Annotated in this window: 26 protein-coding genes; 11 read left to right on the forward strand and 15 right to left on the reverse strand. The window is 56.2% G+C overall.

Annotation, left to right across the window (positions count from 1 at the left end):
* Genes yajC through secF form a run of 3 tightly spaced genes read left to right on the forward strand, consistent with a single transcriptional unit; the run spans position 1 to position 3,187 of the window.
* The gene (yajC, locus tag AB3U87_RS07785) at positions 1-333 is read left to right on the forward strand and encodes a preprotein translocase subunit YajC (RefSeq protein WP_125288400.1); all 333 of its coding nucleotides are present in this window, start codon (positions 1-3) and stop codon (positions 331-333) included.
* A gap of 27 nt (positions 334-360) precedes the next feature.
* Positions 361-2,208: a protein translocase subunit SecD gene (gene secD / locus AB3U87_RS07790; RefSeq protein ID WP_301252315.1), complete on the forward strand. Its 1,848-nt coding sequence runs from the start codon at positions 361-363 to the stop codon at positions 2,206-2,208.
* A gap of 10 nt (positions 2,209-2,218) precedes the next feature.
* Positions 2,219-3,187 (forward strand): protein translocase subunit SecF, encoded by a 969-nt coding sequence (gene secF, locus AB3U87_RS07795; protein ID WP_253455077.1) that lies wholly within the window; start codon positions 2,219-2,221, stop codon positions 3,185-3,187.
* 45 nt (positions 3,188-3,232) lie between these two features.
* On the opposite strand, the gene AB3U87_RS07800 is transcribed toward secF, so the two are convergent.
* Together AB3U87_RS07800 and lysM are read right to left on the reverse strand one after the other, a co-directional pair.
* Entirely contained in the window at positions 3,233-3,781 is a 549-nt protein-coding gene (locus AB3U87_RS07800) for a SadB/YajI family lipoprotein (protein ID WP_253455076.1), read from the reverse strand.
* A gap of 6 nt (positions 3,782-3,787) precedes the next feature.
* On the reverse strand, positions 3,788-4,228 hold the full coding sequence (gene lysM / locus AB3U87_RS07805) for a peptidoglycan-binding protein LysM (RefSeq protein WP_125288404.1): 441 nt from the start codon (positions 4,226-4,228) through the stop codon (positions 3,788-3,790).
* Positions 4,229-4,421: 193 nt separating this feature from the next.
* Between lysM and nrdR the strand changes: the two genes are divergently transcribed.
* The 6 genes from nrdR (at position 4,422) to pgpA (ending at position 8,481) form a co-directional block, all read left to right on the forward strand.
* The gene (nrdR, locus tag AB3U87_RS07810; RefSeq protein WP_125288405.1) at positions 4,422-4,871 is read left to right on the forward strand and encodes a transcriptional regulator NrdR; all 450 of its coding nucleotides are present in this window, start codon (positions 4,422-4,424) and stop codon (positions 4,869-4,871) included.
* A gap of 3 nt (positions 4,872-4,874) precedes the next feature.
* Positions 4,875-5,975 (forward strand): bifunctional diaminohydroxyphosphoribosylaminopyrimidine deaminase/5-amino-6-(5-phosphoribosylamino)uracil reductase RibD, encoded by a 1,101-nt coding sequence (ribD, locus tag AB3U87_RS07815; protein ID WP_253455074.1) that lies wholly within the window; start codon positions 4,875-4,877, stop codon positions 5,973-5,975.
* A gap of 89 nt (positions 5,976-6,064) precedes the next feature.
* The gene (gene ribH, locus AB3U87_RS07820; protein WP_125288407.1) at positions 6,065-6,535 is read left to right on the forward strand and encodes a 6,7-dimethyl-8-ribityllumazine synthase; all 471 of its coding nucleotides are present in this window, start codon (positions 6,065-6,067) and stop codon (positions 6,533-6,535) included.
* 16 nt (positions 6,536-6,551) lie between these two features.
* Positions 6,552-6,971 carry a transcription antitermination factor NusB gene (nusB, locus tag AB3U87_RS07825; protein ID WP_125288408.1) on the forward strand — a complete coding sequence of 140 codons (420 nt, stop codon included), beginning with the start codon at positions 6,552-6,554 and terminating at the stop codon, positions 6,969-6,971.
* Between the two features lie 54 nt (positions 6,972-7,025).
* Positions 7,026-7,997, forward strand: coding sequence for a thiamine-phosphate kinase (thiL, locus tag AB3U87_RS07830; protein WP_301252317.1), 972 nt, complete (start codon positions 7,026-7,028; stop codon positions 7,995-7,997).
* Positions 7,981-8,481 carry a phosphatidylglycerophosphatase A gene (gene pgpA / locus AB3U87_RS07835; protein WP_253455072.1) on the forward strand — a complete coding sequence of 167 codons (501 nt, stop codon included), beginning with the start codon at positions 7,981-7,983 and terminating at the stop codon, positions 8,479-8,481. The genes thiL and pgpA overlap by 17 nt, the downstream gene beginning before the upstream one ends.
* A 77-nt stretch (positions 8,482-8,558) precedes the next feature.
* On the opposite strand, the gene AB3U87_RS07840 is transcribed toward pgpA, so the two are convergent.
* The 4 genes from AB3U87_RS07840 to xseB form a co-directional block, all read right to left on the reverse strand.
* Positions 8,559-9,533 carry an aldo/keto reductase gene (locus tag AB3U87_RS07840; RefSeq protein WP_253455071.1) on the reverse strand — a complete coding sequence of 325 codons (975 nt, stop codon included), beginning with the start codon at positions 9,531-9,533 and terminating at the stop codon, positions 8,559-8,561.
* An 83-nt stretch (positions 9,534-9,616) separates the two neighbouring features.
* Positions 9,617-11,482, reverse strand: a complete 1,866-nt coding sequence (dxs, locus tag AB3U87_RS07845; protein ID WP_253455070.1) for a 1-deoxy-D-xylulose-5-phosphate synthase — start codon at positions 11,480-11,482, stop codon at positions 9,617-9,619.
* Positions 11,483-11,501: 19 nt separating this feature from the next.
* Entirely contained in the window at positions 11,502-12,401 is a 900-nt protein-coding gene (gene ispA, locus AB3U87_RS07850) for a (2E,6E)-farnesyl diphosphate synthase (RefSeq protein ID WP_253455069.1), read from the reverse strand.
* Positions 12,401-12,643 carry an exodeoxyribonuclease VII small subunit gene (xseB, locus tag AB3U87_RS07855; RefSeq protein ID WP_125288415.1) on the reverse strand — a complete coding sequence of 81 codons (243 nt, stop codon included), beginning with the start codon at positions 12,641-12,643 and terminating at the stop codon, positions 12,401-12,403. Before xseB ends, ispA begins: the two co-directional genes overlap by 1 nt.
* Positions 12,644-12,874: 231 nt before the next feature.
* Between xseB and thiI the strand changes: the two genes are divergently transcribed.
* Positions 12,875-14,323, forward strand: a complete 1,449-nt coding sequence (gene thiI, locus AB3U87_RS07860) for a tRNA uracil 4-sulfurtransferase ThiI (RefSeq protein WP_125288416.1) — start codon at positions 12,875-12,877, stop codon at positions 14,321-14,323.
* A gap of 165 nt (positions 14,324-14,488) precedes the next feature.
* On the opposite strand, the gene yajL is transcribed toward thiI, so the two are convergent.
* A complete protein-coding gene (gene yajL / locus AB3U87_RS07865; protein ID WP_253455067.1) occupies positions 14,489-15,088 on the reverse strand; it encodes a protein deglycase YajL in 600 nt (199 codons plus the stop codon).
* The gene (panE, locus tag AB3U87_RS07870; RefSeq protein ID WP_369896324.1) at positions 15,048-15,962 is read right to left on the reverse strand and encodes a 2-dehydropantoate 2-reductase; all 915 of its coding nucleotides are present in this window, start codon (positions 15,960-15,962) and stop codon (positions 15,048-15,050) included. The genes yajL and panE overlap by 41 nt, the downstream gene beginning before the upstream one ends.
* 150 nt (positions 15,963-16,112) lie before the next feature.
* Here panE and AB3U87_RS07875 point away from each other — a divergent pair, with 150 nt between their 5' ends.
* On the forward strand, positions 16,113-16,604 hold the full coding sequence (locus AB3U87_RS07875) for a YajQ family cyclic di-GMP-binding protein (protein WP_125288419.1): 492 nt from the start codon (positions 16,113-16,115) through the stop codon (positions 16,602-16,604).
* A 175-nt stretch (positions 16,605-16,779) separates the two neighbouring features.
* Here AB3U87_RS07875 and AB3U87_RS07880 read toward each other — a convergent pair whose 3' ends face one another.
* The 7 genes from AB3U87_RS07880 to ampG form a co-directional block, all read right to left on the reverse strand.
* Positions 16,780-18,144, reverse strand: a complete 1,365-nt coding sequence (locus tag AB3U87_RS07880; protein WP_253455063.1) for an MFS transporter — start codon at positions 18,142-18,144, stop codon at positions 16,780-16,782.
* Between the two features lie 126 nt (positions 18,145-18,270).
* Positions 18,271-19,158: a heme o synthase gene (gene cyoE, locus AB3U87_RS07885; RefSeq protein ID WP_125288628.1), complete on the reverse strand. Its 888-nt coding sequence runs from the start codon at positions 19,156-19,158 to the stop codon at positions 18,271-18,273.
* Positions 19,159-19,171: 13 nt separating this feature from the next.
* Positions 19,172-19,501 carry a cytochrome o ubiquinol oxidase subunit IV gene (locus AB3U87_RS07890; protein WP_125288421.1) on the reverse strand — a complete coding sequence of 110 codons (330 nt, stop codon included), beginning with the start codon at positions 19,499-19,501 and terminating at the stop codon, positions 19,172-19,174.
* Complete coding sequence (locus AB3U87_RS07895; protein WP_253455061.1) at positions 19,501-20,115, reverse strand: cytochrome o ubiquinol oxidase subunit III; 615 nt, start codon at positions 20,113-20,115, stop codon at positions 19,501-19,503. Before AB3U87_RS07895 ends, AB3U87_RS07890 begins: the two co-directional genes overlap by 1 nt.
* Positions 20,105-22,096, reverse strand: coding sequence for a cytochrome o ubiquinol oxidase subunit I (gene cyoB, locus AB3U87_RS07900; protein WP_253455059.1), 1,992 nt, complete (start codon positions 22,094-22,096; stop codon positions 20,105-20,107). The genes AB3U87_RS07895 and cyoB overlap by 11 nt, the downstream gene beginning before the upstream one ends.
* Positions 22,097-22,100: 4 nt before the next feature.
* Complete coding sequence (cyoA, locus tag AB3U87_RS07905) at positions 22,101-23,030, reverse strand: cytochrome o ubiquinol oxidase subunit II (protein WP_125288424.1); 930 nt, start codon at positions 23,028-23,030, stop codon at positions 22,101-22,103.
* 783 nt (positions 23,031-23,813) lie between these two features.
* On the reverse strand, positions 23,814-25,289 hold the full coding sequence (gene ampG, locus AB3U87_RS07910; RefSeq protein WP_394148812.1) for a muropeptide MFS transporter AmpG: 1,476 nt from the start codon (positions 25,287-25,289) through the stop codon (positions 23,814-23,816).

Here is a 25,289-nt window from a genome sequence, read left to right on the forward strand (position 1 = left end):
ATGAGCTTGTTCATTTCTGATGCAGTGGCTGCTGCGGGTGCGCCAGCACAGGGAAGCCCGTATTCGCTGGTCATCATGCTGGTGGTTTTTGGTCTGATCTTCTATTTCATGATCCTGCGTCCACAGCAGAAACGTAGCAAAGAGCATAAAAAACTGATGGATTCCATCAGCAAGGGTGACGAAGTGCTGACCACCGGCGGCCTGGTCGGACGCGTAACCAAAGTGGCGGATACCGGCTATGTAGCTATCGCGCTGAACGAGACGACGGAAGTTGTGGTCAAACGTGATTTCGTGGCTGCCGTTCTGCCGAAAGGTACGATGAAGGCGCTGTAATTTTTTGTTTTCCCTAAGGGAACTGCCGTGTTAAACCGTTATCCTTTGTGGAAGTACATCATGCTGATCGTCGTGCTTATCGTCGGTCTGCTCTATGCGCTTCCCAACCTGTATGGTGAGGATCCGGCTGTTCAGATCACCGGCGCGCGCGGAAGCGCCGCCAGTGAACAGACGCTGAATCAGATCCAGAATGCTTTAAAAGAAGAGAAAATCCAGAGCAAATCCATTGCGCTGGAAAACGGCGCTATCATGGCGCGCTTCGCTAACGGCGACGTGCAGCTGCGCGCTCGTGACGCCATCATCAAAACGCTGGGCGAAGACTACGTTGTCGCGCTCAACCTTGCTCCAGCCACGCCAGGCTGGCTGAGTATGCTGGCCGCAGAACCGATGAAACTCGGTCTCGATCTGCGCGGCGGCGTGCACTTCCTGATGGAAGTCGATATGGATACCGCCCTGGGCAAGCTCCAGGAGCAGAATATCGATAACCTCAGAAGCGATCTGCGCGACAAAAATATTCCCTACACCAACGTGCGTAAAACCGATAACTACGGTCTGGAAATTCGTTTCCGTGACGCACAGGCGCGTGACGACGCCGTCAGCTATCTGACCGGCCGCCATCGCGATCTGGTGATCAACGCCAGCGGCAGCAACCTGCTGCGTGCGGTCATGTCGGATGACCGCCTGCGTGAAGCGCGCGAATATGCGGTTCAGCAGAACATTACTATCCTGCGTAATCGCGTGAACCAGCTTGGCGTTGCCGAACCGCTGGTGCAGCGTCAGGGCGCTGACCGCATCGTGGTCGAGCTGCCGGGTATTCAGGATACCGCGCGTGCTAAAGAGATCCTGGGCGCGACCGCCACGCTGGAATTCCGTCTGGTTAACACCTCCGTCGATCCTACCGCTGCCGCCAACGGCCGCGTACCGGGCGATTCCGAAGTGAAAAATACCCGCGACGGCCAGCCGGTAACGCTGTACAAGCGCGTGATCCTGACCGGTGATCACATCACTGACTCGACGTCGAGCATGGATGAGTACAACCAGGCACAGGTTAACATCTCGCTGGACAGCGCGGGCGGCAACATCATGTCCAACTTCACCAAGGATAATATCGGCAAGCCGATGGCAACGCTGTTTGTGGAATACAAAGACAGCGGTAAGAAAGACGCCAACGGTCGCGCTATCCTGGCGAAGCAGGAAGAAGTGATTAACGTCGCGAATATCCAGTCTCGCCTGGGCAATAGCTTCCGCATCACCGGCATCAGCAATCCAAACGAAGCGCGTCAGCTGTCGCTGCTGCTGCGTGCGGGCGCGCTGATTGCGCCAATCCAGATTGTGGAAGAACGCACCATTGGTCCAACCATGGGCGCGCAAAACATTACTCAGGGTCTGGAAGCCTGCCTGTGGGGCCTGATCGCCTCTATCGTGTTTATGGTGGTTTACTACCGTAAATTCGGCGTGATTGCGACCACTGCGCTGGTGGCAAACCTGGTGCTGATTGTGGGGATTATGTCTCTGCTGCCCGGCGCCACGCTGACCATGCCGGGTATTGCCGGTATCGTGCTGACGCTGGCGGTCGCCGTTGATGCTAACGTACTGATTAACGAACGTATCAAGGAAGAGCTGAAGAACGGACGCTCCGTTCAGCAGGCGATCCATGAAGGCTACAGCGGCGCGTTCTCCAGTATTATCGACGCCAACGTCACCACGCTGATCACGGCTATTATCCTTTATGCTGTCGGTACGGGATCCATTAAAGGCTTCGCTATCACCACGGCTATCGGTGTAGTGACCTCTATGTTTACCGCTATTGTCGGTACCCGCGCCATCGTCAACCTGCTGTACGGCGGTAAACGCATCAACAAGCTGTCTATTTGAGGAGTGCGTTGTGGCACAGGACTATAGCGTTGAACAACTGAACTACGGCCGTAAAGTCCATGACTTTATGCGCTGGGACAAGCTGGCCTTTACTCTTTCCGGCCTGCTGCTGATCGCCTCATTTGCGATCATGGGCCTGAAAGGGTTTAACTGGGGTCTGGATTTCACCGGCGGTACGGTGATTGAAATTACCCTGGAGAAACCGGCCGAGCTGGATAACCTGCGCGGCGCGCTGGAGAAAGCGGGCTTTACCGATCCGCAGGTGCAGAACTTCGGCAGCAGCCGCGACGTGCTGGTGCGTATGTCGCCGCACGAAGGCAACGCGGGCCAGGAGCTGGGCAACAAGGTCGTCAGCATTATCAATCAGGCGACGGCGCAAAACGGCACCGTGAAGCGCATTGAGTTTGTTGGCCCAAGCGTGGGCAGCGATCTGGCGCAGACCGGCGGCATGGCGCTGCTGGTGGCGCTGATAGCCATCCTGGTTTACGTCGGTTTCCGCTTCGAGTGGCGACTGGCGTTAGGCGCCGTGCTGGCGCTGGCGCATGACGTGATTATCACCATGGGCATTCTTTCTCTGTTCCATATTGAGATTGATTTGACCATTATTGCGTCGCTGATGTCGGTTATCGGTTACTCGCTGAACGACAGCATCGTGGTATCGGACCGTATTCGTGAGAACTTCCGCAAGATCCGTCGCGGTACGCCTTACGAAATCTTCAACGTCTCGCTGACGCAGACGCTGAGCCGTACCATTATGACCTCCGCCACCACGCTGGTGGTGGTGCTGATGCTGTTTATCTTTGGCGGCGCGCTGCTGGAAGGCTTCTCGCTGACCATGCTAATCGGCGTGTCCATCGGGACAATTTCATCTATCTACGTGGCTTCGGCGCTGGCGCTGAAACTGGGGATGAAACGCGAGCATCTGCTGCAGCAGAAAGTGGAGAAAGAGGGCGCCGATCAGCCTTCGATTCTGCCTTAAGCTTTCCGCTGTTAAATAAAAAGCGCCGCATCTGCGGCGCTTTTTTTATGGTTTCGTCTGGGCCACAACGTCATGAACCCGGACATAGCCCAGCTGTTCCGGCGGCAGATTGCTCAGGCGCAGCGGCACCGTGACTTCGCTACGAGGCAGCAACGAGGCCGCCACGCTGAAGGTCTGGCTCTGGCTGTTTACCTGTAGCGGTTTGCCGGTAGTCGGATCCAGCTCGCCCCATTCTACCGTTGCGCTGAACGCAGGCAGATTGTTGTCGCCGGCAGAGCGAATATGCAGCATCGCCCGCGTGCCGTTGGCTTCATTTTCTATATGGCTCAGCGACAGCTTCACCTCGCCCAGCTGGCTTTGCAGCGGCACGGCCGTATTGGTGGCCGGCAGCAGCCAGGCGCCCTGGGTAGAATTGCCGTTAAGCATATTCTGCCGCGTCAGCGCCGTTGCCTGCTCGGTAAGCTGCTGCATCTCATTGTTGAGCTTGCCCACCTGGTTATGCAGCTTGTTGATCTGCGGCTGCTGCGGTGAGGCGCAGCTTGCCAGCAAAACAACCAGCGGCAGCAGCGAGGCCTTTTTCAGGTATCCGGCCATAATTGCCTACTGAGGAATGCGTAAGGTCTGACCCGGATAGATCTTGTTCGGATCGGAGAGCATCGGCTTGTTAGCCTCAAAGATTTGATTGTACTTGTTCGGATCGCCATACACTTCTTTCGAGATAGCGCTCAGCGTGTCGCCTTTCTTCACCGTATAGAATTTTGCTTCGGTCGCGGTTTCAGCCACCTTCACGTTATCCTCAACGTGGGTGATACCGGCTACGTTACCGGCCGCTACCAGGATTTTTTCCTTCAGCTCTTGCGAAATGCTGTCGCCGCTGATGCTGGCCTTATCGCCATCCACCTTAACGTCCACCTTGTCGCTGCCCGGCAGGCCCAGCTTGTGGATATATTCTTTCAGCTTCGCGCTCTGGTCTTCACCAGCGCCGCTTACGGAATCCCACAGCTTCTCGCCAGCTTCTTTTACAAAGTTAAATAAACCCATATTTCCTCCGGCTAATCCTTGTTTTTAAAAAAGTTACGCCTGAGCGTTCTCTCATTATAGCGGAAGAACGAGGAGATACCTGGTCAGATGCCAGACAAAGCGATTCGGCGGGGGAAAGAAGGGCAACCCGATATTTTGTTGCTCGCCACTTCGCGCTACACTGTGTTCACTTTTCCAGGATCCAGGAATTATCATGCATTGCCCGTTCTGTTCTGCTGTGGATACCAAAGTTATCGATTCCCGCCTTGTGGGGGAAGGAACCTCGGTGCGCCGTCGCCGTCAGTGCCTGGTGTGCCATGAACGCTTCACCACTTTTGAAGTGGCCGAGCTGGTGATGCCGCGCGTGGTGAAAAGCAATGATATCCGTGAGCCCTTCAATGAAGACAAGCTGTGCAGCGGCATCATGAAGGCGCTGGAGAAGCGGCCGGTCAGCTCGGACGACGTTGAAAACGCCGTCAGCCATATCAAAAGCAAGCTGCGCTCCACCGGCGAACGGGAAGTACCCAGCAAGATGATCGGCAATCTGGTGATGGACGAGCTGAAAAAGCTGGATAAGGTGGCCTATATTCGCTTCGCCTCGGTTTACCGCAGCTTTGAAGATATCCGCGAATTCGGCGAAGAGATCGCCCGCTTACAGGATTAAGGCATGGATGAAATCTATATGGCCCGCGCGCTTGAACTGGCCAGGCGCGGACGCTTTACCACAACGCCCAATCCGAACGTAGGCTGCGTTATTGTACGCGACGGGGAGATTGTCGGCGAAGGCTACCATTTTCGCGCAGGCGAACCCCATGCTGAAGTTCACGCTCTGCGTATGGCTGGCGAAAAGGCGCGCGGCGCGACGGCTTACGTCACGCTGGAGCCCTGTAGCCACCATGGCCGCACGCCGCCATGCTGTGAGGCGTTGATTGCCGCAGGCGTAGCCCGAGTCGTCGCCGCCATGCAGGATCCCAACCCGGAAGTGGCGGGGCGCGGCCTTTACCGCTTGCAGCAGGCCGGTATCGAGGTCAGCCACGGGCTGATGATGCAGGAAGCGGAAGCGCTGAATCGCGGCTTTCTGAAGCGGATGCGCACCGGCTTTCCCTGGGTGCAGCTGAAGCTGGGCGCGTCGCTGGATGGCCGTACGGCAATGGCAAGCGGCGAAAGCCAGTGGATCACCTCGCCAGAGGCGCGACGCGACGTGCAGCGCCTGCGGGCGCAAAGCGCCGCGATCCTGACCACCAGCGCGACGGTGCGGGCGGACGATCCCTCGCTGACCGTGCGCTGGGACGAGCTGAACCAGGACGTGCGCGCAATCTATGCGCAGCAGGATTTACGCCAGCCGGTCAGAGTGGTTATCGACAGCCACAATCGCGTTACGCCGCAGCATCGGCTGATTTCCCAGCCGGGGGAAACCTGGCTGGCGCGTCAGCAGCCCGACGGGCTAAGCTGGCCGGATAACGTGCAACAATTTTGCGTGCCGCGCCTCAATGGGCAAACCGATCTGGTTTCCCTGCTGATGCTGCTGGGACGCCGCCAGATCAACAGCGTCTGGGTAGAAGCAGGCGCTGCGCTTTCCGGTGCGCTGCTGAGCGCGGGCGTGGTTGATGAGCTGATCGTTTATCTTGCGCCGAAATTATTGGGCGATGCGGCACGCGGTTTGTGCCATCTGCCCGCTTTAGCACAACTTGCTGAAGCGCCGACGTTTATATTCAGCGATAGTCGTCAGGTTGGGCCAGATTTGCGCCTGACGCTGACGCCGCGATAGCGCTCTGCAGAAAAGCGGAAGCAGAGCGTTAAAGAGTGTGATAGAATCCGCCCCCCTGCGGGGCCATAACAAACCCTGAAAGGAAGATTATGAACGTTATTGAAGCTGCTGTTGCTACTCCTGACGCGCGCGTGGCCATTGTTATTGCGCGTTTCAACAATTTTATCAACGACAGCCTGCTGAGCGGTGCCCTTGATGCGCTGAAGCGTATCGGCCAGGTAAAAGATGAAAACATCACCGTTATCTGGGTGCCGGGCGCCTATGAAATGCCAATGACGGCGCGTGCGCTGGCGAACGCCGGCAAATACGACGCGGTTGTGGCGCTGGGCACCGTGATCCGCGGTGGCACCGCCCACTTCGAATATGTTGCTGGCGAAGCCAGTTCTGGCCTGGCCAGCGTCGCTATGAACAGCGATATTCCGGTTGCCTTTGGTGTTCTGACGACGGAAAACATCGAGCAGGCCATTGAGCGCGCCGGAACCAAAGCGGGTAACAAAGGGGCGGAAGCCGCTCTGACCGCACTTGAAATGATTAACGTATTGAAAGCCATCAAAGCCTGATTTTAAGGGGAATTTTGTGAAACCTGCTGCTCGTCGCCGCGCCCGTGAATGTGCTGTCCAGGCGCTTTACTCCTGGCAGTTGTCAAAGAACGACATCTCTGATGTCGAATACCAGTTTCTGGCGGAGCAAGACGTCAAAGACGTTGATATCAGCTATTTCCGCGAGCTGCTGGGCGGCGTTGCGACCAACAGCGCGTACCTTGACGGCCTGATGAAGCCTTACCTTTCCCGCCAGCTGGAAGAGCTGGGTCAGGTGGAGAAGGCGATTCTGCGCATTTCGCTGTACGAGCTGAGCAAGCGCTCCGACGTTCCCTACAAAGTGGCTATTAACGAGGGGATTGAGCTGGCGAAAGTGTTTGGCGCTGAAGACAGCCACAAGTTCGTTAACGGCGTGCTGGATAAAGCCGCTCCGCATATCCGCCCCAACAAGAAGTAATCCTCTCAGGCCGGTCTTATCCGGCCTTCTTCCTTTTTTCTGCTGGAAAGCATTATGGCATGTGGCGAATTTGAACTTATCACGCGCTATTTTGATCGCATAACTAGCTCTCGTCGTGATGTGGAAAAAGGCATTGGCGATGACTGCGCCCTGCTTAACCTGCCCGAAAAACAGACGCTGGCGATCAGCACCGATACGCTGGTAGCGGGCGTACACTTTCTGCGTGACATCCATCCCGCCGATCTCGGTTATAAAGCGCTGGCGGTCAATCTCAGCGATTTGGCGGCAATGGGCGCCGATCCCGCCTGGCTGACGCTGGCGCTGACGCTGCCCGAGGTAAACGAAGCCTGGCTGAAAGAGTTCAGCGACAGCCTGTTCGAACTGCTGGATTATTACAATATGCAGCTGATCGGCGGCGATACCACGCGCGGCCCGCTGAGCATGACGCTGAGCATTCACGGCCTGGTGCCGCAGGGCAGGGCGTTGAAGCGGTCTGGCGCAAAGCCCGGCGACTGGATTTACGTTACCGGCACGCTGGGCGACAGCGCGGCAGGCCTGGCGCTGTTGCAGCACCATATCAAAATTAACGATCCCGCCGCGCATGAAGCCTTAATCAAACGCCACTTGCGCCCGATGCCGCGCATTCTGCAAGGGCAGGCGCTGCGCGACCTGGCCAGCGCCGCTATCGATATCTCCGACGGGCTGATCTCCGATTTGGGGCATATCCTGAAAGCCAGCGGCTGCGGCGCTCGTCTGCATCTGGATGCGCTGCCGCTTTCCGGGGTGATGAAAAGCCATTTTGACCCGGAGCAGGCAATCAGCTGGGCGCTGAGCGGCGGTGAAGACTACGAACTCTGCTTTACCGTCCCGGAAATCAATCGCGGCGCGCTGGACGTGGCGCTGGGGCATTATGGCGTGCCTTTTACCTGTGTAGGTCAGCTGGCGCCGCAGTCAGAAGGGCTGGTGCTACTGGAAAACAACCGGCCCGTCGAGCGCAAACTGAAAGGATTTGATCACTTTGGATAAGCACGAGGCGAAAAAACGCCTGAAGATGAGCAATCCCTGGCACCTGCTGGCAACCGGTTTTGGCAGCGGATTAAGTCCGGTGGTGCCCGGCACCATGGGATCGCTGGCGGCTATTCCTTTCTGGTATCTGATGTCGTTTCTGCCGCCGGATATCTACTCTCTGCTGGTGATGTTCGGCATCTGCATCGGCGTTTATCTCTGCCATCGCACCGCGAAAGATATGGGCCTGCACGACCACGGCAGCATCGTCTGGGACGAGTTTATCGGTATGTGGATCACGCTGATGGCGATCCCGGTGAACAGCTGGCAGTGGGTGCTGGCCGGATTCGTGATTTTCCGCATCCTGGATATGTGGAAGCCGTGGCCGATCCGCTGGTTTGACCGCAACGTCCACGGGGGCATGGGCATTATGATAGATGATATTGTCGCCGGCATTATTTCCGCCGGTATTCTCTATTATGCCGGGCACCATCTGGCGCTGTAGCGAGCCGTGTAAAAAGGAGGCCAGCATAGCTGGCCTCTTTGCTTTATGCTTTAGTCCTGGCGCAACAGCGGCGCGGCTTATTCAAATCCCACCACGTGATGCGGCTGATAAACGCTTTCCAGTTCCGCGATCTCTTCCTGCGTCAGCTCAATATCCACTGCTTTTACCAGATCGGCCAGCTGCTCTGCGCGTGAAGCGCCGATAATCGGCGACGTGACCACCGGTTTTGCCAACAGCCATGCCAGCGCTATCTGCGCACGGCTCACACCGCGAGCTTCGGCAATAGCCGCCACGCGCTGCGCAATCGCGCCGTCGTTCTCTTCGCTTCTGGCATACAGCGTGCTGCCGTATTCGTCGGAAGCGGTGCGCGCGGTGGTTTCACCCCACGGACGGGTCAGGCGACCGCGCGCCAGCGGGCTCCACGGCAGCACGGCGATATTTTCTGCCTGGCAGAGCGGGTGCATTTCGCGCTCCTCCTCACGTTGGATCAGATTGTACTGATCCTGCATGCTGACAAACCTTGTCCAGCCGTGACGATCCGCCGTGTAGAGCGCCTTGGCGAACTGCCAGGCATACATAGAAGACGCGCCGATATAGCGCGCTTTCCCGGCCTTCACCACGTCGTGCAGCGCCTCCAGCGTCTCTTCCAGCGGCGTGTTGTAATCCCAGCGGTGGATCTGCAATAAATCCACGTAGTCGGTGCCCAGGCGCGTCAGACTGTCATCAATGGACTGCATAATGCTGGCGCGTGAAAGGCCGCCGGCAAGATTACTCATCGGAAAGTAGACTTTGGTCGCCAGCACGATATCTTCGCGGCGCGCGTAGTCTTTCAATGCGCGGCCCACAATCTCTTCGCTGCTGCCGTCGGAATAGCTGTTGGCGGTATCGAAGAAGTTAATGCCCGCGTCCAGCGCCTGTTTGATCAGCGGGCGGCTGCTCTCTTCAGGCAGTGTCCAGGCGTGGCGGCCGCGTTGGGGTTCGCCATAGGTCATACAGCCCAGGCACAAACGGGAAACGGTGAGATCGGTATTGCCTAACGGAAGGGTTTTCATGCGTGCTCCTGCTGATGTTAAAAAGGCGCAAAGGCCTAAGCATAGCAGGTACAGGCTCCCCGGAAGGGGAGCCTCGTGCGGTATTACAGCGCCAGCCAGCGCTTAATCTGCTGTTCGATGCCTTCGGCGTCCAGCTGATAATCGTGGCGGATCTCTTCCTGGGTGCCCTGCGGAATAAACTCATCCGGCAGGCCGATATTCAGCACCGGCACCAGCACGCGTTTCGCCATCAGCGCTTCAATCACGCCGCTGCCCGCGCCGCCTTTAATCGCGCCTTCTTCCAGCGTGATCAGCGCCTCGTGGCTGGCGGCCAGCTCAACGATCAGCGCCTCGTCCAGCGGTTTCACAAAGCGCATATCCACCAGCGTGGCGTTCAGCGATTCCGCGACGGCGGCGGCTTCCGGCAGCAGCGTGCCGAAGTTCAGGATTGCCAGCTTCTCGCCTTCGCGTTTCACCACGCCTTTGCCCAGCGGCAGCGACTGCAACGGCTGCAGCTCCGCGCCGGTTCCGGTGCCGCGAGGATAGCGTACCGCGCTTGGGCCAGCGCTATAGTGATAGCCGGTATAGAGCATCTGACGGCATTCGTTCTCGTCGCTTGGCGTCATGATCACCATATTCGGAATGCAGCGCAGGAACGAGATATCAAAAGCGCCCTGGTGCGTCTGACCGTCCGCGCCAACGATGCCGCCGCGATCGATAGCAAACAGCACCGGCAGCTTCTGGATCGCTACGTCGTGGATCAGCTGATCGTAGGCGCGCTGCAAAAACGTCGAGTAAATGGCGACCACGGGCTTATAGCCGCCAATCGCCAGTCCGGCGGCAAAGGTGACGGCGTGCTGTTCGGCAATCGCCACGTCAAAATATTGCGCCGGATAGTCGCGCGAAAAGCTGACCATGCCGGAGCCTTCACGCATGGCAGGCGTAACGGCCATCAGCTTGTTGTCATCGGCGGCGGTTTCGCTCAGCCACTGGCCGAAAATCTTCGAGTAGCTCGGCAGACCTTCGATCGCTTTCGGCAGCAGGCCGCTGGCCGGATCGAATTTCGGTACGGCGTGCCAGCTAATCGGATCTTTCTCCGCAGGGGCGTAGCCTTTGCCTTTTTTGGTCATGATATGCAGGAACTGCGGGCCTTTCAGATCGCGCATGTTTTTCAGCGTCTGCACCAGCGTCAGCACGTCGTGGCCGTCGACCGGGCCAATATAGTTAAAGCCCAGCTCTTCAAACAGCGTGCCGGGCACCACCATACCTTTCAGATGCTCTTCGGTGCGTCTGACCAGCTCTTTGATCGGCGGCAGGCCGGTCAGCACTTTTTTGCCGCCTTCGCGCAGCTTCGAGTAGGTTTTACCGGAAAGGATTTGCGCCAGGCGGTTGTTCAGCGCGCCGACGTTTTCCGAAATCGACATCTCGTTGTCGTTCAGCACGACCAGCAGATCGGATTTGATATCGCCCGCGTGGTTCATCGCCTCGAACGCCATGCCCGCCGTGATGGCGCCGTCGCCGATCACGCAGGCGGTGCGGCGGCCTTTGCCTTCTTTCTCTGCGGCAACGGCCATGCCCAGTCCGGCGCTGATCGAAGTACTGGAGTGGCCGACGTTCAGCACGTCATATTCGCTTTCGTCGCGCCATGGGAACGGATGCAGGCCGTTTTTCTGACGGATAGTGCCAATACGATCGCGGCGGCCGGTCAGAATTTTATGCGGATAGGCCTGGTGACCCACGTCCCAAATCAAATGATCAAAAGGCGTGTTATAGACATAGTGCAGGGCAACGGTCAGCTCTACCACGCCCAGTCCGGAGGCAAAGTGGCCGCTGGAGCGGCTGACGCTGTCGAGTAAATACTGTCGTAGCTCATCACAGAGTTTTGGCAGGCTCTCTTTAGGAAGCGAACGTAGTTCTTGTACCGAAGCGGCCTGCGCCAGCGTTGGATATTTTGCAGTATCAAAACTCATCAGAGACTCATTGTGAAAGTTATTTATTGCGTTCAATTATGTAACTTGCAAGCAGCTGTAGTGATGCTGTGTCAAAGCCTTGCGCGGCAAGTATTTCCAGTGCGCTGAGCGACTCCTGACAGAGCTCCCACGCTTTTGCCCGCGCGCGCTCAAGTCCCATCAACGCCGGGTAGGTACTTTTTCCTAACTGCTGATCGGCTCCCTGCCGTTTGCCGATGATGGCGGTGTCGCCCACCACATCCAGAATATCGTCCTGCACCTGAAACGCCAGGCCGATGGCTTCGGCATAGCGATCGAGCGCGGGCAGCGCGTCGCGTCCTCTGTCGCCGGCGGTCAAAGCGCCCAGGCGAACCGCGCAACGGATCAGCGCGCCGGTTTTATAACGGTGAATTTGCTCAAGCTCGCGCAGACCGACCTGCTGGCCTTCCGCCGCCAGATCCAGCGCCTGGCCGCCACACATGCCCGCAACGCCGCTGGCCTGCGCCAGCTCGGAAATCATCGCAATACGGTACTCTGCCGTTACGCCAGGCAAAGGCGTATCGGCAAGTATAGTGAAGGCCAGCGTTTGTAGCGCGTCACCGGCCAAAATAGCCGTATCTTCGCTGAATTTAATATGGCAGGTCGGCTGGCCGCGACGCAGGCTGTCATCGTCCATCGCAGGCAGATCGTCATGGATCAGCGAGTAGGCATGAATGCACTCGACCGCCGCAGCGGGCGCATCCAGCGCGGCATCGTCAGCATGAAGCATTTTGCCGGTAGCATACACCAGAAACGGGCGCAGGCGCTTGCCGCCGAGCAGCGCGCCGTACTCCATGGCATTCACCAGCGGAGACTGCTGAAAGGGCAGCGCGGTAATAAAGCGTTGTAAAGCCAGGTTGACGCGCGCGTGATGCGCGGTAAGAAGAGCGCTAAAATCCATCAGTCGTTTTCCGGCGTGAAGGGCTGAAGGTCGCCATTTTTGTCGTCGTTAAGCAGGATTTGCACACGCTGTTCCGCCTGCTGCAGTTTCTGCTGGCCCGCTCGCGCCAGCTGCACGCCGCGTTCAAATTCGTTGAGCGCCTCTTCCAGCGGCAGCTCGCCGCTTTCAAGACGGGAGACAATTTGCTCCAGCTGGGCAAGCGAGGTTTCAAAACTGGCGGGCTGTTCGGCTTTTTTCGGCATAATAACGGTTGCTCGGTGATGTTTTAGTCTGTCAGGTCACTCATGGTAGCCGACTCAAATTGATTAGCAAAATAATGATTCCGGGCGCTGTTGAAGAAGCAGTCGCCGGGCAGATGTGATACACTCATCTCCCCTGGATGTGAAGGGCGTAAGCTACTTTGCAATTCTCTGATTTTACCAGCTAAGTGCGCTCCATTTCAGCACTTAATTGCCCGTTGAGCCCGTGCCACCATGAAGTTTATCATTAAATTATTCCCTGAAATCACCATTAAAAGCCAGTCCGTTCGCCTGCGTTTTATCAAAATGTTAACGACGAACATTCGTAACGTATTGAAACAGTGCGACGAGACGCTGGCCGTGGTGCGCCACTGGGACCATATCGAAGTCCGTTCCAAAAACGAAAGCCAGCGCGGCTATATTATTGACGAACTGTCGCGCATTCCCGGTATTCATCACGTGCTGGAAGTCGAAGAGCGCGGCTATACCGATCTGCACAACATTTTTGAGCAGACGCTGGCGATGAACCGCGAGCGTATCGAAGGCAAAACCTTCTCCGTACGCGTCAAGCGTCGCGGCAAGCATGAGTTCAGCTCGCAGGACGTTGAGCGCTATGTAGGCGGCGGGCTGAATCAGCACGTCCAGAGCGCGCAGGTCAAGCTGAACCATCCGCAGGTCACGGTCAACCTGGAGATCGAAGACGATCGCTTGCTGCTGATCACCGGACGCTATGAAGGCATCGGCGGTTTCCCTATCGGCAGCCAGGAAGACGTGCTGTCGCTGATCTCCGGCGGCTTCGACTCCGGCGTGTCCAGCTATATGCTGATGCGTCGCGGCTGCCGCGTGCACTACTGCTTCTTTAACCTTGGCGGCGCGGCGCATGAAATCGGCGTGCGTCAGGTGGCGCATTACCTGTGGAACCGTTTTGGCCGCTCGCACAAGGTGCGCTTCGTGGCTATCAACTTCGAACCGGTGGTTGGCGAGATCCTGGAAAAAGTGGACGACGGCCAGATGGGCGTGGTGCTGAAACGCATGATGGTGCGTGCGGCCTCGACTATCGCCGAGCGCTACGGCGTGCAGGCGCTGGTGACCGGCGAAGCGCTGGGCCAGGTCTCCAGCCAGACGCTGACTAACCTGCGGCTGATCGACAACGCTTCCGATACGCTGATCCTGCGCCCGCTGATTTCGCATGACAAAGAGCACATCATCAAGCTGGCGCGCCATATCGGCACGGAAGATTTTGCCCGTACCATGCCGGAGTATTGCGGCGTGATCTCGAAAAGCCCAACGGTAAAAGCGGTAAAGGCGAAAATCGAAGCGGAAGAGCAGAACTTTGATTTTGCCGTGCTGGAGAAAGCTATCGAAGAAGCCACCAATGTCGATATCCGTCAGATTGCGGAAGAGACCGAGCAGGAAGTGGTGGAAGTCGAAACCGTGGTGTCGTTTGGCGACAACGACGTGGTGCTGGATATCCGCTCGCCTGACGAGCAGGATGACAAGCCGCTGGAGCTGGAAGGCGTTGAGGTAAAAGGCATGCCGTTCTATAAACTCAGCACCCAGTTCGGCGATCTGGATCAGAGCAAAACCTGGCTGCTTTACTGCGATCGGGGCGTAATGAGCCGTTTGCAGGCGCTCTATTTACACGAGCAGGGCTTTAAAAACGTTAAGGTTTACCGTCCGTAAGCGGAAAGGTAAAAGGCGCTGGCTTCAGCGCCTTTTTTATCTCTTAACTCCGCTTTTGTTCGCAACAGGTTACCGGCTAAAGCGCTGGCCTGGCTGCTTCTCTGTCGCCAGCAGGCCTTTGCCCGTCAGCGACGCCGCTCAAACGGGTAGTCGCGCAGGCCGGATCTATTCCACCCATTCCCGATAGTCAAAAATACCCGCCGCCGGCACCAGCTGCTGCGCCACCTCATGCGCTTTCTCTTTACCTGCCAACAGATCGATCAGCTTCAGGGCAAAGTCGATCGCGGTGCCGGGCGCCTGGCTGGTGAGCAGATTGAAGCGGCGATCCCAAACCACGCGTTTATCCATCCACTGGCTTTCGGGAATAGTCTCCTTGAGGCCGGGAAAGCCGGTCATATTGGCAATCGGAAACAGCTTATGCGGCACCAGCACCGTGCCGGCCGCTGCGCAGATCGCCGCGACAATACGGCCGGACTGGTGAAACTGCCGCACCGTTTCCACCAGCAGCGGGCTGTCGCGAAAGGCTTCCGCGCCTTTCAGGCCGCCGGGCAGCACGATGGCGGCAAAATCGTTGTCGGCTACCTCAACCAGCGTGGCATCGGTTAACAGCCGTACGCCGCGCGAACAGCGGATTTCTTTGCTGCCGTCATCCGTTACGCTGGCGGTAGTGACCGTGAAGCCCGCGCGCACCAGCAGATCGATAGTGGTAACGGCTTCGGTTTCTTCACTGCCAGGTGCCAGGCAAACCAGTACGCTCGCGCTCATAATCTTGTTCCTTACGCTTAATCATTTCATAAAGTCGGCTGTTTTCCGGCGTGGTCAGCCCCTGCGCCCGCGCACGACGGATAACGTAGCCGGTAATATAGTCAATCTCCGTACGCCGCTGCGCGCGGATATCCTGCAGCATGGAAGAGGTATTGGCGGCGGTCGCGGTAATAATCTCTTTCACGTAGTCCAGCAGCGCCTCGCGAGAGGTATGTTCACCTTCACGCTCCATAACCATCGCCACTTCATCGCAGAGCAGGGCCACCTCCTGCGGATGGTTAAGCAGCTCGCCGTTGGTGCAGTCATACTGAACCGTCAGCGGATTGATCACGCAGTTTACGGCCAGCTTTTGCCAGGCGGCGGAGGAGACATTGTTATGCCAGGCGACGTCCGGCAGCGCCTGTTGCAGCGTTTCTGCCAGCCTGCTGAGCATGGCGCCGTCCGGAGAAGTCGGGCCTATGTGGGTAATGCCGGAAGCAACATGGATAACCATGGTGCCGTCGCGCTTTGCCGCATGGGTCGTGATCCCGCGCAGCAGCGGCTGCGTGAGCATTTTAAGCTCGTCAAGCGTGCCCATGCCATTATGCAGCAGCAGGATCGGGCAGTCTTCACGCAGAATAAACCGCAAATTTTTTACCGCTTCGGATACCTGCCACGCTTTCAGCGTTACCAGCAGCAGGTCGCTTTCCGCTAAAAAAGCAGGGTCGTTGGCAATAAAGGTTTTGTTACTTATGTTGCCCTCAAGATCCACCACGTTGACCGAGCAATAAGGCTGCGGTACGCGTAGCCACCCCTGCACCTCATTGCCCTGAGCGTCCAGCGCAGCCAGCCAGATCTGCCCTAAAGCGCCGCATCCCAATACGGTAATCTTCATTCTTCCTCTCCGCAGCGGGTTGGATTAATTCTGCCGGGCCGAAGGCCGCGCTGGCAGAGCTGTTCTTATTATAGCTTTCCATGCCGATGGTTTTTTTACTGATGCTAAGTCGGTATTATGCCTGTCACAACAGAATCAGGAGAAAAAATCATGCCATCATTCGATATCGTATCTGAAATCGACCTGCAGGAAGTGCGCAACGCCGTTGAAAACGCCAACCGTGAAATTTCCACCCGTTTCGATTTTCGCAACGTGACGGCCAGTTATGAGCTGAACGAGAAAAACGAAACGATCAAGGTGCTGAGCGAGTCTGATTTTCAGGTGAAGCAGCTGGTGGATATTCTGCGCGAAAAGCTGCTCAAGCGCAGCATTGAAGGCGGCGCGCTGGAAGTGCCGGAAGAGATTGAGCACAGCGGCAAAAGCTGGAGCGTGGAAGTCAAACTGAAAAAAGGCATCCCGTCTGACGTGGCGAAAAAAATCGTCAAGCTGATCAAAGACAGCAAGCTGAAAGTGCAGTCTCAGGTGCAGGGTGAAGAAGTGCGCGTGACCGGTAAGTCCCGTGACGATCTTCAGGGCGCGATGGCGCTGGTGCGCGGCGGCGACCTGGGGCAGCCTTTCCAGTTTAAAAATTTCCGCGATTAATAATAAAAGGGCGATGCATCGCCCTTTTATTCAGTTTTCCCCGCCTGAATTCCACCGCTTCCGCCAGACTTTGTCATCGTAAAGGCGTTATCACGGCATTACGCAGCGCGACAAAGAGGGGAGGGCGGGGAGCGAGGCCGGAAATAATGGGGCGACAGGCCCCATTAACAGATAATCAGCAGCTGCCGACCAGCGCTTCCAGCTCGGGGCGATTGGTGACTTTGCTGTCAATCTTCACGTAGGCGCTTCGCTCTTCCGGCACGATAAAGACGGCGGCGACGCCAGGCTGCGCCCTCAGGCGTTTTTCCAGCGCGGCGGTGTCGGTAATATCATCGTGCAGCACGATACGCAGGCTGCTGACGTACGGCGGCTCCTGCATGGTGCAGCTCACCAGCAGCCAGACTACGGCGATAAAAGCGCCGACCACAAAGACGGTGGAGGCATCGAAGTGGCCATACAGCCAGCCGCCCAGGCTACCGCCGATCGCCACGCCAATAAACTGGCTGGTGGAGTAGACGCCCATCGCGGTGCCCTTATAGCCCGGTGGCGATTCTTTACTGACCAGCGAAGGCAAAATCGCCTCCATCAGGTTAAAGCCGATAAAGAACAGCTGCACGCCTAAGACCTGCGTCCAGAAGTGGTTGCCCGCGCCCCAGAGCACGATTTCTGCGATCAGGATAATCGCCACGCAGGCGATAAATACCCGCTTCATCTGGCGCTTCACTTCCGCATAGATAATAAACGGGATCACGCCGCAGAAAGCGATCAGCATGGTGACCAGATAGACTTTCCAGTGCTGCTCCGCCGGGAAGCCGGCCTGCTCGAACTCGCCGGGCAGCGCCACGAAGCTGGACATCAGCAGAATATGCAGGCACATAATGCCGAAGTTCAGCTTGACCAGGCGGCTGTTGGCCAGCACCGCGCGGAAGCTGCCCTTAACAATGCCGGATTCGCGGTTAAGCATATGGTTAGAGGCGGAAGGCACCACCAGCAGCGTGATCACAATGCCGCTGGACGCCAGCAGCGCAATCATCCAGAACAGCGCATGCAGACCAAGCGCATGGGTCACAATCGGCCCAAGCACCATCGCAATCGCAAAGGTAACGCCGAAGCTGATACCGATAAAGGCCATTGCTTTGGTGCGGTTCTGCTCGCGCGTCAGGTCGGAAAGCAGAGCCATTACCGCCGCCGCAATCGCGCCGGAACCCTGTAAAGCGCGGCCCAGGATCACACCCCAAATAGAGTTGGTGCTGGCAGCAATCACGCTGCCGAGCACGAAAATCAGTAGTCCGCCGACAATCAGCGGCTTGCGGCCGATACGGTCGGAAAGCAGACCAAAAGGAATTTGAAACACGGCCTGTGCCAAACCGTAGATGCCGATAGCAAGACCTATCAGCGCTTCGCTGGCTCCCTGTAATGCCATGCCGTAAGTGGTCAGGACGGGCAGAACCATAAACATGCCCAGCATACGCAGGGAGAATACCGTTCCCAAACCCCATGTCGCACGCAGTTCGACCGGAGTCATTTTATTATCGTTCATTACTACCTCAGTTTATCTGGTGAGCATATTTTAAGGCGTTGGGAAAGGTGGGTAAAATTATTATTAACGAGAAGTGGTAACAAAAAGAAAGGGCGCGATAATCGCGCCCTTCGGAGGAGGTGGAAGTTACCAGACGTAAGTCAGTAAATCCTTTGAGGCCGGCGTCATAAAGTCAACCGACATCATCACGCTTAGCGCGGTGATGGCGACGATGGAGAAAACGAACAGCTTGCGTGCCCAGACGCGATCGTTCTGCGTCTTATAGCCCGAAAGCGCCATTCCCAGCCACCATACGCTCACGGCGGCGGCGACCACCAGATATTTGTAGCCCGCGTAGCCCACCAGCGTCAGCATCAGTGTCGCAACCATAAACGCCAGGATATACAGCGTGATATGGTTTTTCGCCACGGAGATGCCTTTTACCACCGGCAGAACCGGGATATTCGCTGCCTGGTAATCTTTAAAGCGGAAGATAGCAATCGCATAGGAATGCGGCATCTGCCACAGGCTAAAGATAGCCAGCAGGATCAGCGCGCCAGCGTCGAACTGGTTGCTGACGGCACAGTAGCCGATAACCGGCGGCGCAGCGCCGGAAAGGCTACCAATCAGCGTGCCGTAGACGGATTTACGCTTCATATAGAGGCTGTAAATACCGACGTAAACCACAAAGCCCATCACCGCCAGCCACATGGCCAGCGGGTTTGCTCCGAGATACAGCAACGCGAATCCAGCAATACCCAGAACGGTTGCATAAACCAGAGAGACTGTCGGAGAAATGAGGCCTTTTACCAGCACACGGTTTCTGGTTCTCTCCATTTTTACGTCGATGTCGCGGTCAATAAAGTTGTTATAAACACAACCCGATGCGACCACCAGCGAGACGCCGACTAAGGTGGTGAGAAACAGGGAATAGTCGATGCTGCCTTTAGAAGCCAGCAGAAATCCCCCGATGACAGAAATTAAATTCCCGAAAATAATTCCTGGTTTCGTTACTTGCAGGTATTGCTTAATCATCACAGGCGACTCTTTAACGGACCATCATGTTGTAATTGAGGTTCCACATAATCCATATAGAGCCCACTACGACAATCAGAATGATGACGGCGGAAAACACTATCGCCACCAGATTCCAACGCTGATCGGTAGACGTGCTGAGGTGCAGGAAGTAATAAAGATGCACCAGCACCTGTACCACGGCTGCAATTACCACCACGGCCAGCATCGTCGTTTTAGACGCGCCACCTTCCATGACGATCCAGAATGGAATCGCAGTCAGAATGATCGACAGAATAAAGCCGATCATATAAGTCTTCACGTTACCGTGAGAGGTACCATGATCGCTTAATGTCTTGCTCATTACATGGCCCCCAGCAGATAAACAATGGTAAATACGCAGATCCAGACAACGTCCAGGAAGTGCCAGAACATGCTCAGGCACATCACGCGGGTGTGGTTGGTGGAGGTCAGGCCCTTGGTGGCAACCTGATACATCAGCACCAGCATCCAGATCAGACCTGACGTCACGTGCAGACCGTGCGTACCTACCAGCGTGAAGAACGCCGACAGGAAGCCGCTGCGCTGCGGACCAAAGCCTTCGGTAATCAGGTGATGGAACTCATAGATTTCCATCCCGATAAAGCCAAGACCAAACAGGAAGGTCAGGCCCAGCCAGCCGAGAACGGCAGACTTAGTCCCTTTTTCCATGCTGATAACGGCAAAGCCGTAGGTAATGGAGCTGAACAGCAGCAGGGCGGTTTCAACCAGAACAAACGGTAATTCAAAAATATCTTTCCCTGACGGGCCGCCAGCGGTGTTGTTGACCATAACAGCATAGGTCGCGAACAGCGTGGCGAAGATGATGCAGTCGCTCATCAGGTAGATCCAGAAGCCAAACAGCTTATTGGCTCCTGCATCGTGATGCCCATGCTCCGCATGGGCGTCGTGGTGCTTAGTCAGAGTTTCAGTTGACATTTTTCAGACCTGCTTTGCTAATTTCGTCAAAGTGCTGATTCTCGATTTTTTCGATCTCGGCAACGGGAACGTAGTAATCCACGTCATCGTCGAAGCTCTTGATAATCCAGGTAAGGATCATGCCGAGGAAGGTGAGACCAGCCAGCCACCAGATGTGCCAGATAGCGGCAAAACCAAACACCATGCTGAACAGACCGATGACCAGACCCGCGCCGCTGTTTTTCGGCATGTGGATCTCTTCATACTTAGCAGGACGTTTGTACGCTTCGCCTTTCTCTTTCATTTCCCAGAACGCATCGCGCTCGTGGATAACAGGCACTTCAGCAAAGTTGTAGAACGGTGGTGGTGAAGAGGTTGCCCACTCCAGCGTACGACCGCCCCACGGGTCACCGGTCAGGTCGCGCAGCTGCTCGCGGTCACGTACAGATACCCAGAACTGGGTAAGCTGGCACAGGACGCCACAAGCGATCAGCGCAGCACCGACTGCCGCAACCACCAGCAGAGTGTGGAACTGAGGATCGATATTCTGGCTCAGACGACGGGTCATGCCCATGAAGCCCAGCGCGTACAGCGGCATAAAGGCAACAAAGAAACCGATGATCCAGAACCAGAAGGCGCGGATACCCCATTTTTCGTTCAGGCAGAAGCCGAACGCTTTCGGGAACCAGTAAGTCACGCCAGCAAAGCAACCGAATACCACACCACCGATAATAACGTTATGGAAGTGGGCAATCAGGAACAGACTGTTGTGCAGAACGAAGTCAGCACCCGGCACCGCCAGCAGAACACCGGTCATACCACCAACAGAGAAGGTGACCAGGAAGCCTACGGTCCACAGCATGGCAGAGTGCATCTGAATGCGGCCCTGGTACATGGTGAACAGCCAGTTGAAGATCTTAACACCGGTCGGGATGGCGATAATCATCGTCATGATACCGAAGAAGGCGTTAACGTTCGCACCGGCACCCATCGTAAAGAAGTGGTGCAGCCACACGATGAAGGAAAGGACGGTGATAACAACCGTTGCCCAAACCAGCGAGGTGTAACCAAACAGGCGTTTTTTCGAGAAGGTTGCAACCACTTCGGAGAACACGCCGAAGACAGGCAGAACCAGGATATAAACTTCCGGATGTCCCCAGACCCAAATCAGGTTGACGTACATCATCATGTTGCCGCCCATTTCGTTGGTAAAGAAATGGAAGCCCAGATAACGGTCAAGGGTCAGCAGCGCCAGCGTCACGGTCAGAACCGGGAAGGAGACGATGATCAGTACGTTAGTACACAGGGATGCCCAGGTAAACACAGGCATTTTGAACATGGTCATGCCCGGAGCGCGCATTCTCAGGATAGTAACGAAGAAGTTAATACCTGTTAATGTCGTCCCGATACCGGAGAGCTGCAGACTCCAGATCCAGTAGTCGACCCCGACCCCCGGACTGTATTCCGCGCCGGAAAGCGGTGGATAAGCCAGCCAGCCGGTCTGAGCAAACTCGCCCACACCCAGTGACAGGTTAACCAGCACCACGCCCACAGCCGTGAACCAGAAGCTCAGGTTGTTCAGGAACGGGAAGGCCACGTCGCGCGCGCCGATCTGCAAAGGAACAGCAATGTTCATCAGACCGATAACGAACGGCATTGCTACGAAGAAGATCATGATCACGCCGTGAGCGGTGAAGATCTGGTCGTAGTGATGAGGCGGCAGGAAGCCTGGATCGCCCATCGAGGCCATCACCTGCTGGCTACGCATCATGACCGCATCGGCAAAGCCGCGCAGCAACATGACGAAAGCCACGATGATATACATGATACCCAGTTTTTTATGGTCGACTGACGTCAGCCATTCAGTCCACAGGTATTGCCACTTACCGAAGTAAGTGATTGCTCCAGCAACAGCCAGACCACCAAGAATGATGGCGGCAACCGTAACCATGATAATCGGCTCATGGTACGGAACAGCATCAAGGGTTAATTTTCCCAACATCGTATTATTCCTCGGCTCCCGCGTGAGAGGCGTCGTTCATGTCCATGCCTTCATGCTCAGAGGACATAGCCATATTCCCGTGGTTCATCTTGAATTTGCCAATAACCTGCTTGAACAAATCAGGATTCGCCGTAGAGAAGAACTCCACCGGATGGTTTTCGCTTGGCGCAGCCAGTTTCTCGAAATCATCCATGGTCATCAGCTGGTTAGAAGACTCTTTCGCTTTCGCTACCCACTGATCGAATGCTGCATTATCAGGTGTGGCGATAGCTTTGAACTTCATGCCGGAGAAGCCGCGACCGCTGAAGTTAGAGGAGATACCGTCAAACGTGCCGGCCTCATTCGCGATCAGGTTCAGCTGAGTCTGCATACCCGCCATAGCGTAAATCTGGCTACCGAGGGTAGGAATGAAGAAGGAGTTCATCACGGAGTTCGAAGTGATCTTAAAGGTCACTGGCGTGTTGGCCGGGAAAGCAATCTGGTTAACGGTTGCAATACCCTGTTCAGGGTAGATAAACAGCCATTTCCAGTCCAGCGCCACCACATCAATCTCAATGGGTTTCACATTGGAAGCCAACGGTTTGCTTGGTTCCAGCGCGTGGGTTGATTTCCACGTCAGGACGCCAAGGAAGAGAATGATAAGGATGGGCACAGTCCATACCACGGCTTCCACTTTATTCGAGTGTGACCAGTTTGGACTGTATTTTGCTTCGGTATTCGATGCCCGATATTTCCAGGCGAACACCACGGCCATCAGGACTGCGGGAATAACGACGATCATCATCAAGCCGAAGGCTGTCAGTATCAGCGAACGTTGCTCCATTGCAACCTGTCCTTTGGGACTCAACAATGCACTATCACAGCCACTTAACAATACAGTGCCTGCGATTAATGACAGAATCCCCAAACTTTTATTGTATTTCCTGAGTCTCATTTAACGACCTCAATGACAAGGGCTCTATTGTCGTTTAAGTGTGGCGGCATTTTACGGGAACGTTTCAGTACTGTAAACCAGCAACAGCTTGTGTCAGCGAGGTGTTGACACCTTTTGCAAACACTGTCACACATGTTTCGGAGGGTGACAAAATATGAATAATAGCAGGGCTTTGGGGGTGATATAACAAAAACAGATGGAAAATCCCCTTCAGAAATCAGGGTCGCTATAAACAGCGAAATTGGTACTCAATTATTTAACATAGCTGTAGCATTTGATCTATGTCAAATAAACAAAAATAGTTTCGTAGCGGTTGTGTTTTCTCGTTTTATTGTAAATGTAAAGACGAGAATCTTTAGGAAATAACGGACGAGGCAAAATAAGCGCAGCGGTGGAATTGTTAAAAAATGATTAAATTACCTACACCACTGCCGCTATTTACAGCGAAAAAAAAGGGCGTTTGTTACGTTGCTGTTAGCTTATTTTCTGCTATGGGCAATAAATAATAGCCGTTAAGGGTGCACAGAACAGCGCTGCTAATGTATTCCGGCTTCTTCAATGCTAACCCGATGTAATCAGACGGCACTGAGTTTGCCTTAAATCCGGGGTGGTCTGCATCCGCTTTCTCGGGTGAGCGAGCTTGTTACGTGAGGTTTATCACACTATTCACTCTGGTTATCAATTGTTGTTGACAATGGCAAACGCACATCAATGAGTGAAGCCCGGCCCGGCCAGACGGGTGACAACGGGAACCGCCGTCCGATTGCCGGACGGCAAATGACCTTAGTCCTGCGCGCTGCGCTGCGCCAGATAATCGAGCAGCGAACCCAGCATCACGCCCGCCAACCCCAGCAGCGCCGCGCCGCCAAACAGCGTTGCGAGTAAATGGTCGATATGCGCCACGCCCAGGGCATCCAGTGCCAGCAGCGCCAGCGCAATCCCCGCCAGCGCGCAGCCCAACAGCAGCAGACGGATAGCCCAGCGGTAGGCATGTGGCCAACGATCGCGGGGAGCGAACTCGCGCGTTTTCTCTGCCCTGTCCAGCGTGCGCTTACAGCCCGCCAGCAACACCAGCCCCGGCAGCGCCGCCGCGACGGAAAAGGCGTAAAACGCGGGCCAGCCCCAGCCTGCCACAAACCAGCCCGCGACCGGCCCGACATAGACGCGACCGACGGCGGACAGGGCAGAAAGCAGCGCGAACTGCGTGGCGGAAAACGACTTGTTGCACAGCGTCATCAGCAGCGCCACAAAGGCCGCCGTGCCCATACCGCCGCACAGATTCTCTGCAAAGACGGCCGCCGCCATGCTGTAAAGGTGTTTGTCGGTCACCGACAGCAGCCAGTAAGCCAGGTTTGACAGCGCCTGTAGGATGCCAAACAGCATCAGCGCGCGATAAAGGCTCAGCCGCTGCATCAGTACGCCGCCGAACAGCGCGCCGATAATCGTGGCGAACAGACCAAGCGTTTTGTTCACCAGCCCCACGTCGCCTGCGTCAAAGCCCACGCCGCGAATAAGGAAGATAGTGGTCAGGCTGGCGGCAAAGGCGTCGCCAAGCTTATAAAGGACAATCAACGACAGGATCAGCCAGGCGTTATTACGGGTGAAAAAATCGCGCAGCGGCGCAATCACCGCTTCTTCCAGCGAGCGCGGCTGAACAATTGCCTCATCCGGTTCCTTCGCCAGCAGCGTGGCGATCACGCCCGGCACCATCATCGCGGCCATCAGCCACCAGATGGCCTGCCAGCCCAGATAACGGTCGGCCAGCCAGAGCGCCAGCCCGCCGGAAACCAGCATCGCCAGCCGGTAGCCGAACACGCTGATTGCCGCGCCGCTGCCGCGCTCTTCGGCAGGCAGGATATCCGTTTTCCAGGCGTCAAAAACAATATCCTGCGAGGCGGAACAGAAGGCGACCAGCACCGCCAGCGAGGCGAGCAGCGTCAGATCGCGTGACGGCTGCATAAAGCCCATCAGCGCAATAGCGACGATCAGCAGCAGCTGGGTCACCAACAGCCAGCCGCGCCGACGTCCTAAAAACGGCGGCGTATAGCGGTCCATCAGCGGCGACCAGAGAAACTTAAAGACGTAAGCCTGCCCAACCAGCGAAAAAAAGCCGATGGTTTTAATATCGACATTTTCTACGGCCATCCAGGCCTGTAACGTGCCGGACGTCAGCGCCAGCGGCAAACCGGAAGAGAAACCGAGCAGGAGCAGAAGGGCGGCGTTACGACGGGTGAAAATTTGCAGATAGTGACTGGGCAT

The organism is Erwinia plantamica, assembly GCF_043420595.1.
In the GTDB taxonomy this organism is placed as follows: Bacteria; Pseudomonadota; Gammaproteobacteria; order Enterobacterales; family Enterobacteriaceae; genus Erwinia; species Erwinia aeris.

Bases quoted from the DNA above. Each gene is read 5' to 3' on its own strand.
- AB3U87_RS07890 (WP_125288421.1), bottom strand. From the start codon at position 19,501: ATGAGCAAGACATTAAGCGATCATGGTACCTCTCACGGTAACGTGAAG.
- AB3U87_RS07840 (WP_253455071.1), bottom strand. From the start codon at position 9,533: ATGAAAACCCTTCCGTTAGGCAATACCGATCTCACCGTTTCCCGTTTG.
- ispA (WP_253455069.1), bottom strand. From the start codon at position 12,401: ATGGATTTTAGCGCTCTTCTTACCGCGCATCACGCGCGCGTCAACCTG.
- yajC (WP_125288400.1), top strand. From the start codon at position 1: ATGAGCTTGTTCATTTCTGATGCAGTGGCTGCTGCGGGTGCGCCAGCA.
- ampG (WP_394148812.1), bottom strand. From the start codon at position 25,289: ATGCCCAGTCACTATCTGCAAATTTTCACCCGTCGTAACGCCGCCCTT.
- AB3U87_RS07875 (WP_125288419.1), top strand. From the start codon at position 16,113: ATGCCATCATTCGATATCGTATCTGAAATCGACCTGCAGGAAGTGCGC.
- ribD (WP_253455074.1), top strand. From the start codon at position 4,875: ATGGATGAAATCTATATGGCCCGCGCGCTTGAACTGGCCAGGCGCGGA.
- thiI (WP_125288416.1), top strand. From the start codon at position 12,875: ATGAAGTTTATCATTAAATTATTCCCTGAAATCACCATTAAAAGCCAG.
- cyoB (WP_253455059.1), bottom strand. From the start codon at position 22,096: ATGTTGGGAAAATTAACCCTTGATGCTGTTCCGTACCATGAGCCGATT.
- thiL (WP_301252317.1), top strand. From the start codon at position 7,026: ATGGCATGTGGCGAATTTGAACTTATCACGCGCTATTTTGATCGCATA.
- AB3U87_RS07895 (WP_253455061.1), bottom strand. From the start codon at position 20,115: ATGTCAACTGAAACTCTGACTAAGCACCACGACGCCCATGCGGAGCAT.
- ribH (WP_125288407.1), top strand. From the start codon at position 6,065: ATGAACGTTATTGAAGCTGCTGTTGCTACTCCTGACGCGCGCGTGGCC.
- AB3U87_RS07880 (WP_253455063.1), bottom strand. From the start codon at position 18,144: ATGAACGATAATAAAATGACTCCGGTCGAACTGCGTGCGACATGGGGT.
- lysM (WP_125288404.1), bottom strand. From the start codon at position 4,228: ATGGGTTTATTTAACTTTGTAAAAGAAGCTGGCGAGAAGCTGTGGGAT.
- cyoE (WP_125288628.1), bottom strand. From the start codon at position 19,158: ATGATTAAGCAATACCTGCAAGTAACGAAACCAGGAATTATTTTCGGG.
- AB3U87_RS07800 (WP_253455076.1), bottom strand. From the start codon at position 3,781: ATGGCCGGATACCTGAAAAAGGCCTCGCTGCTGCCGCTGGTTGTTTTG.
- nrdR (WP_125288405.1), top strand. From the start codon at position 4,422: ATGCATTGCCCGTTCTGTTCTGCTGTGGATACCAAAGTTATCGATTCC.
- yajL (WP_253455067.1), bottom strand. From the start codon at position 15,088: ATGAGCGCGAGCGTACTGGTTTGCCTGGCACCTGGCAGTGAAGAAACC.
- cyoA (WP_125288424.1), bottom strand. From the start codon at position 23,030: ATGAGACTCAGGAAATACAATAAAAGTTTGGGGATTCTGTCATTAATC.
- xseB (WP_125288415.1), bottom strand. From the start codon at position 12,643: ATGCCGAAAAAAGCCGAACAGCCCGCCAGTTTTGAAACCTCGCTTGCC.
- panE (WP_369896324.1), bottom strand. From the start codon at position 15,962: ATGAAGATTACCGTATTGGGATGCGGCGCTTTAGGGCAGATCTGGCTG.
- dxs (WP_253455070.1), bottom strand. From the start codon at position 11,482: ATGAGTTTTGATACTGCAAAATATCCAACGCTGGCGCAGGCCGCTTCG.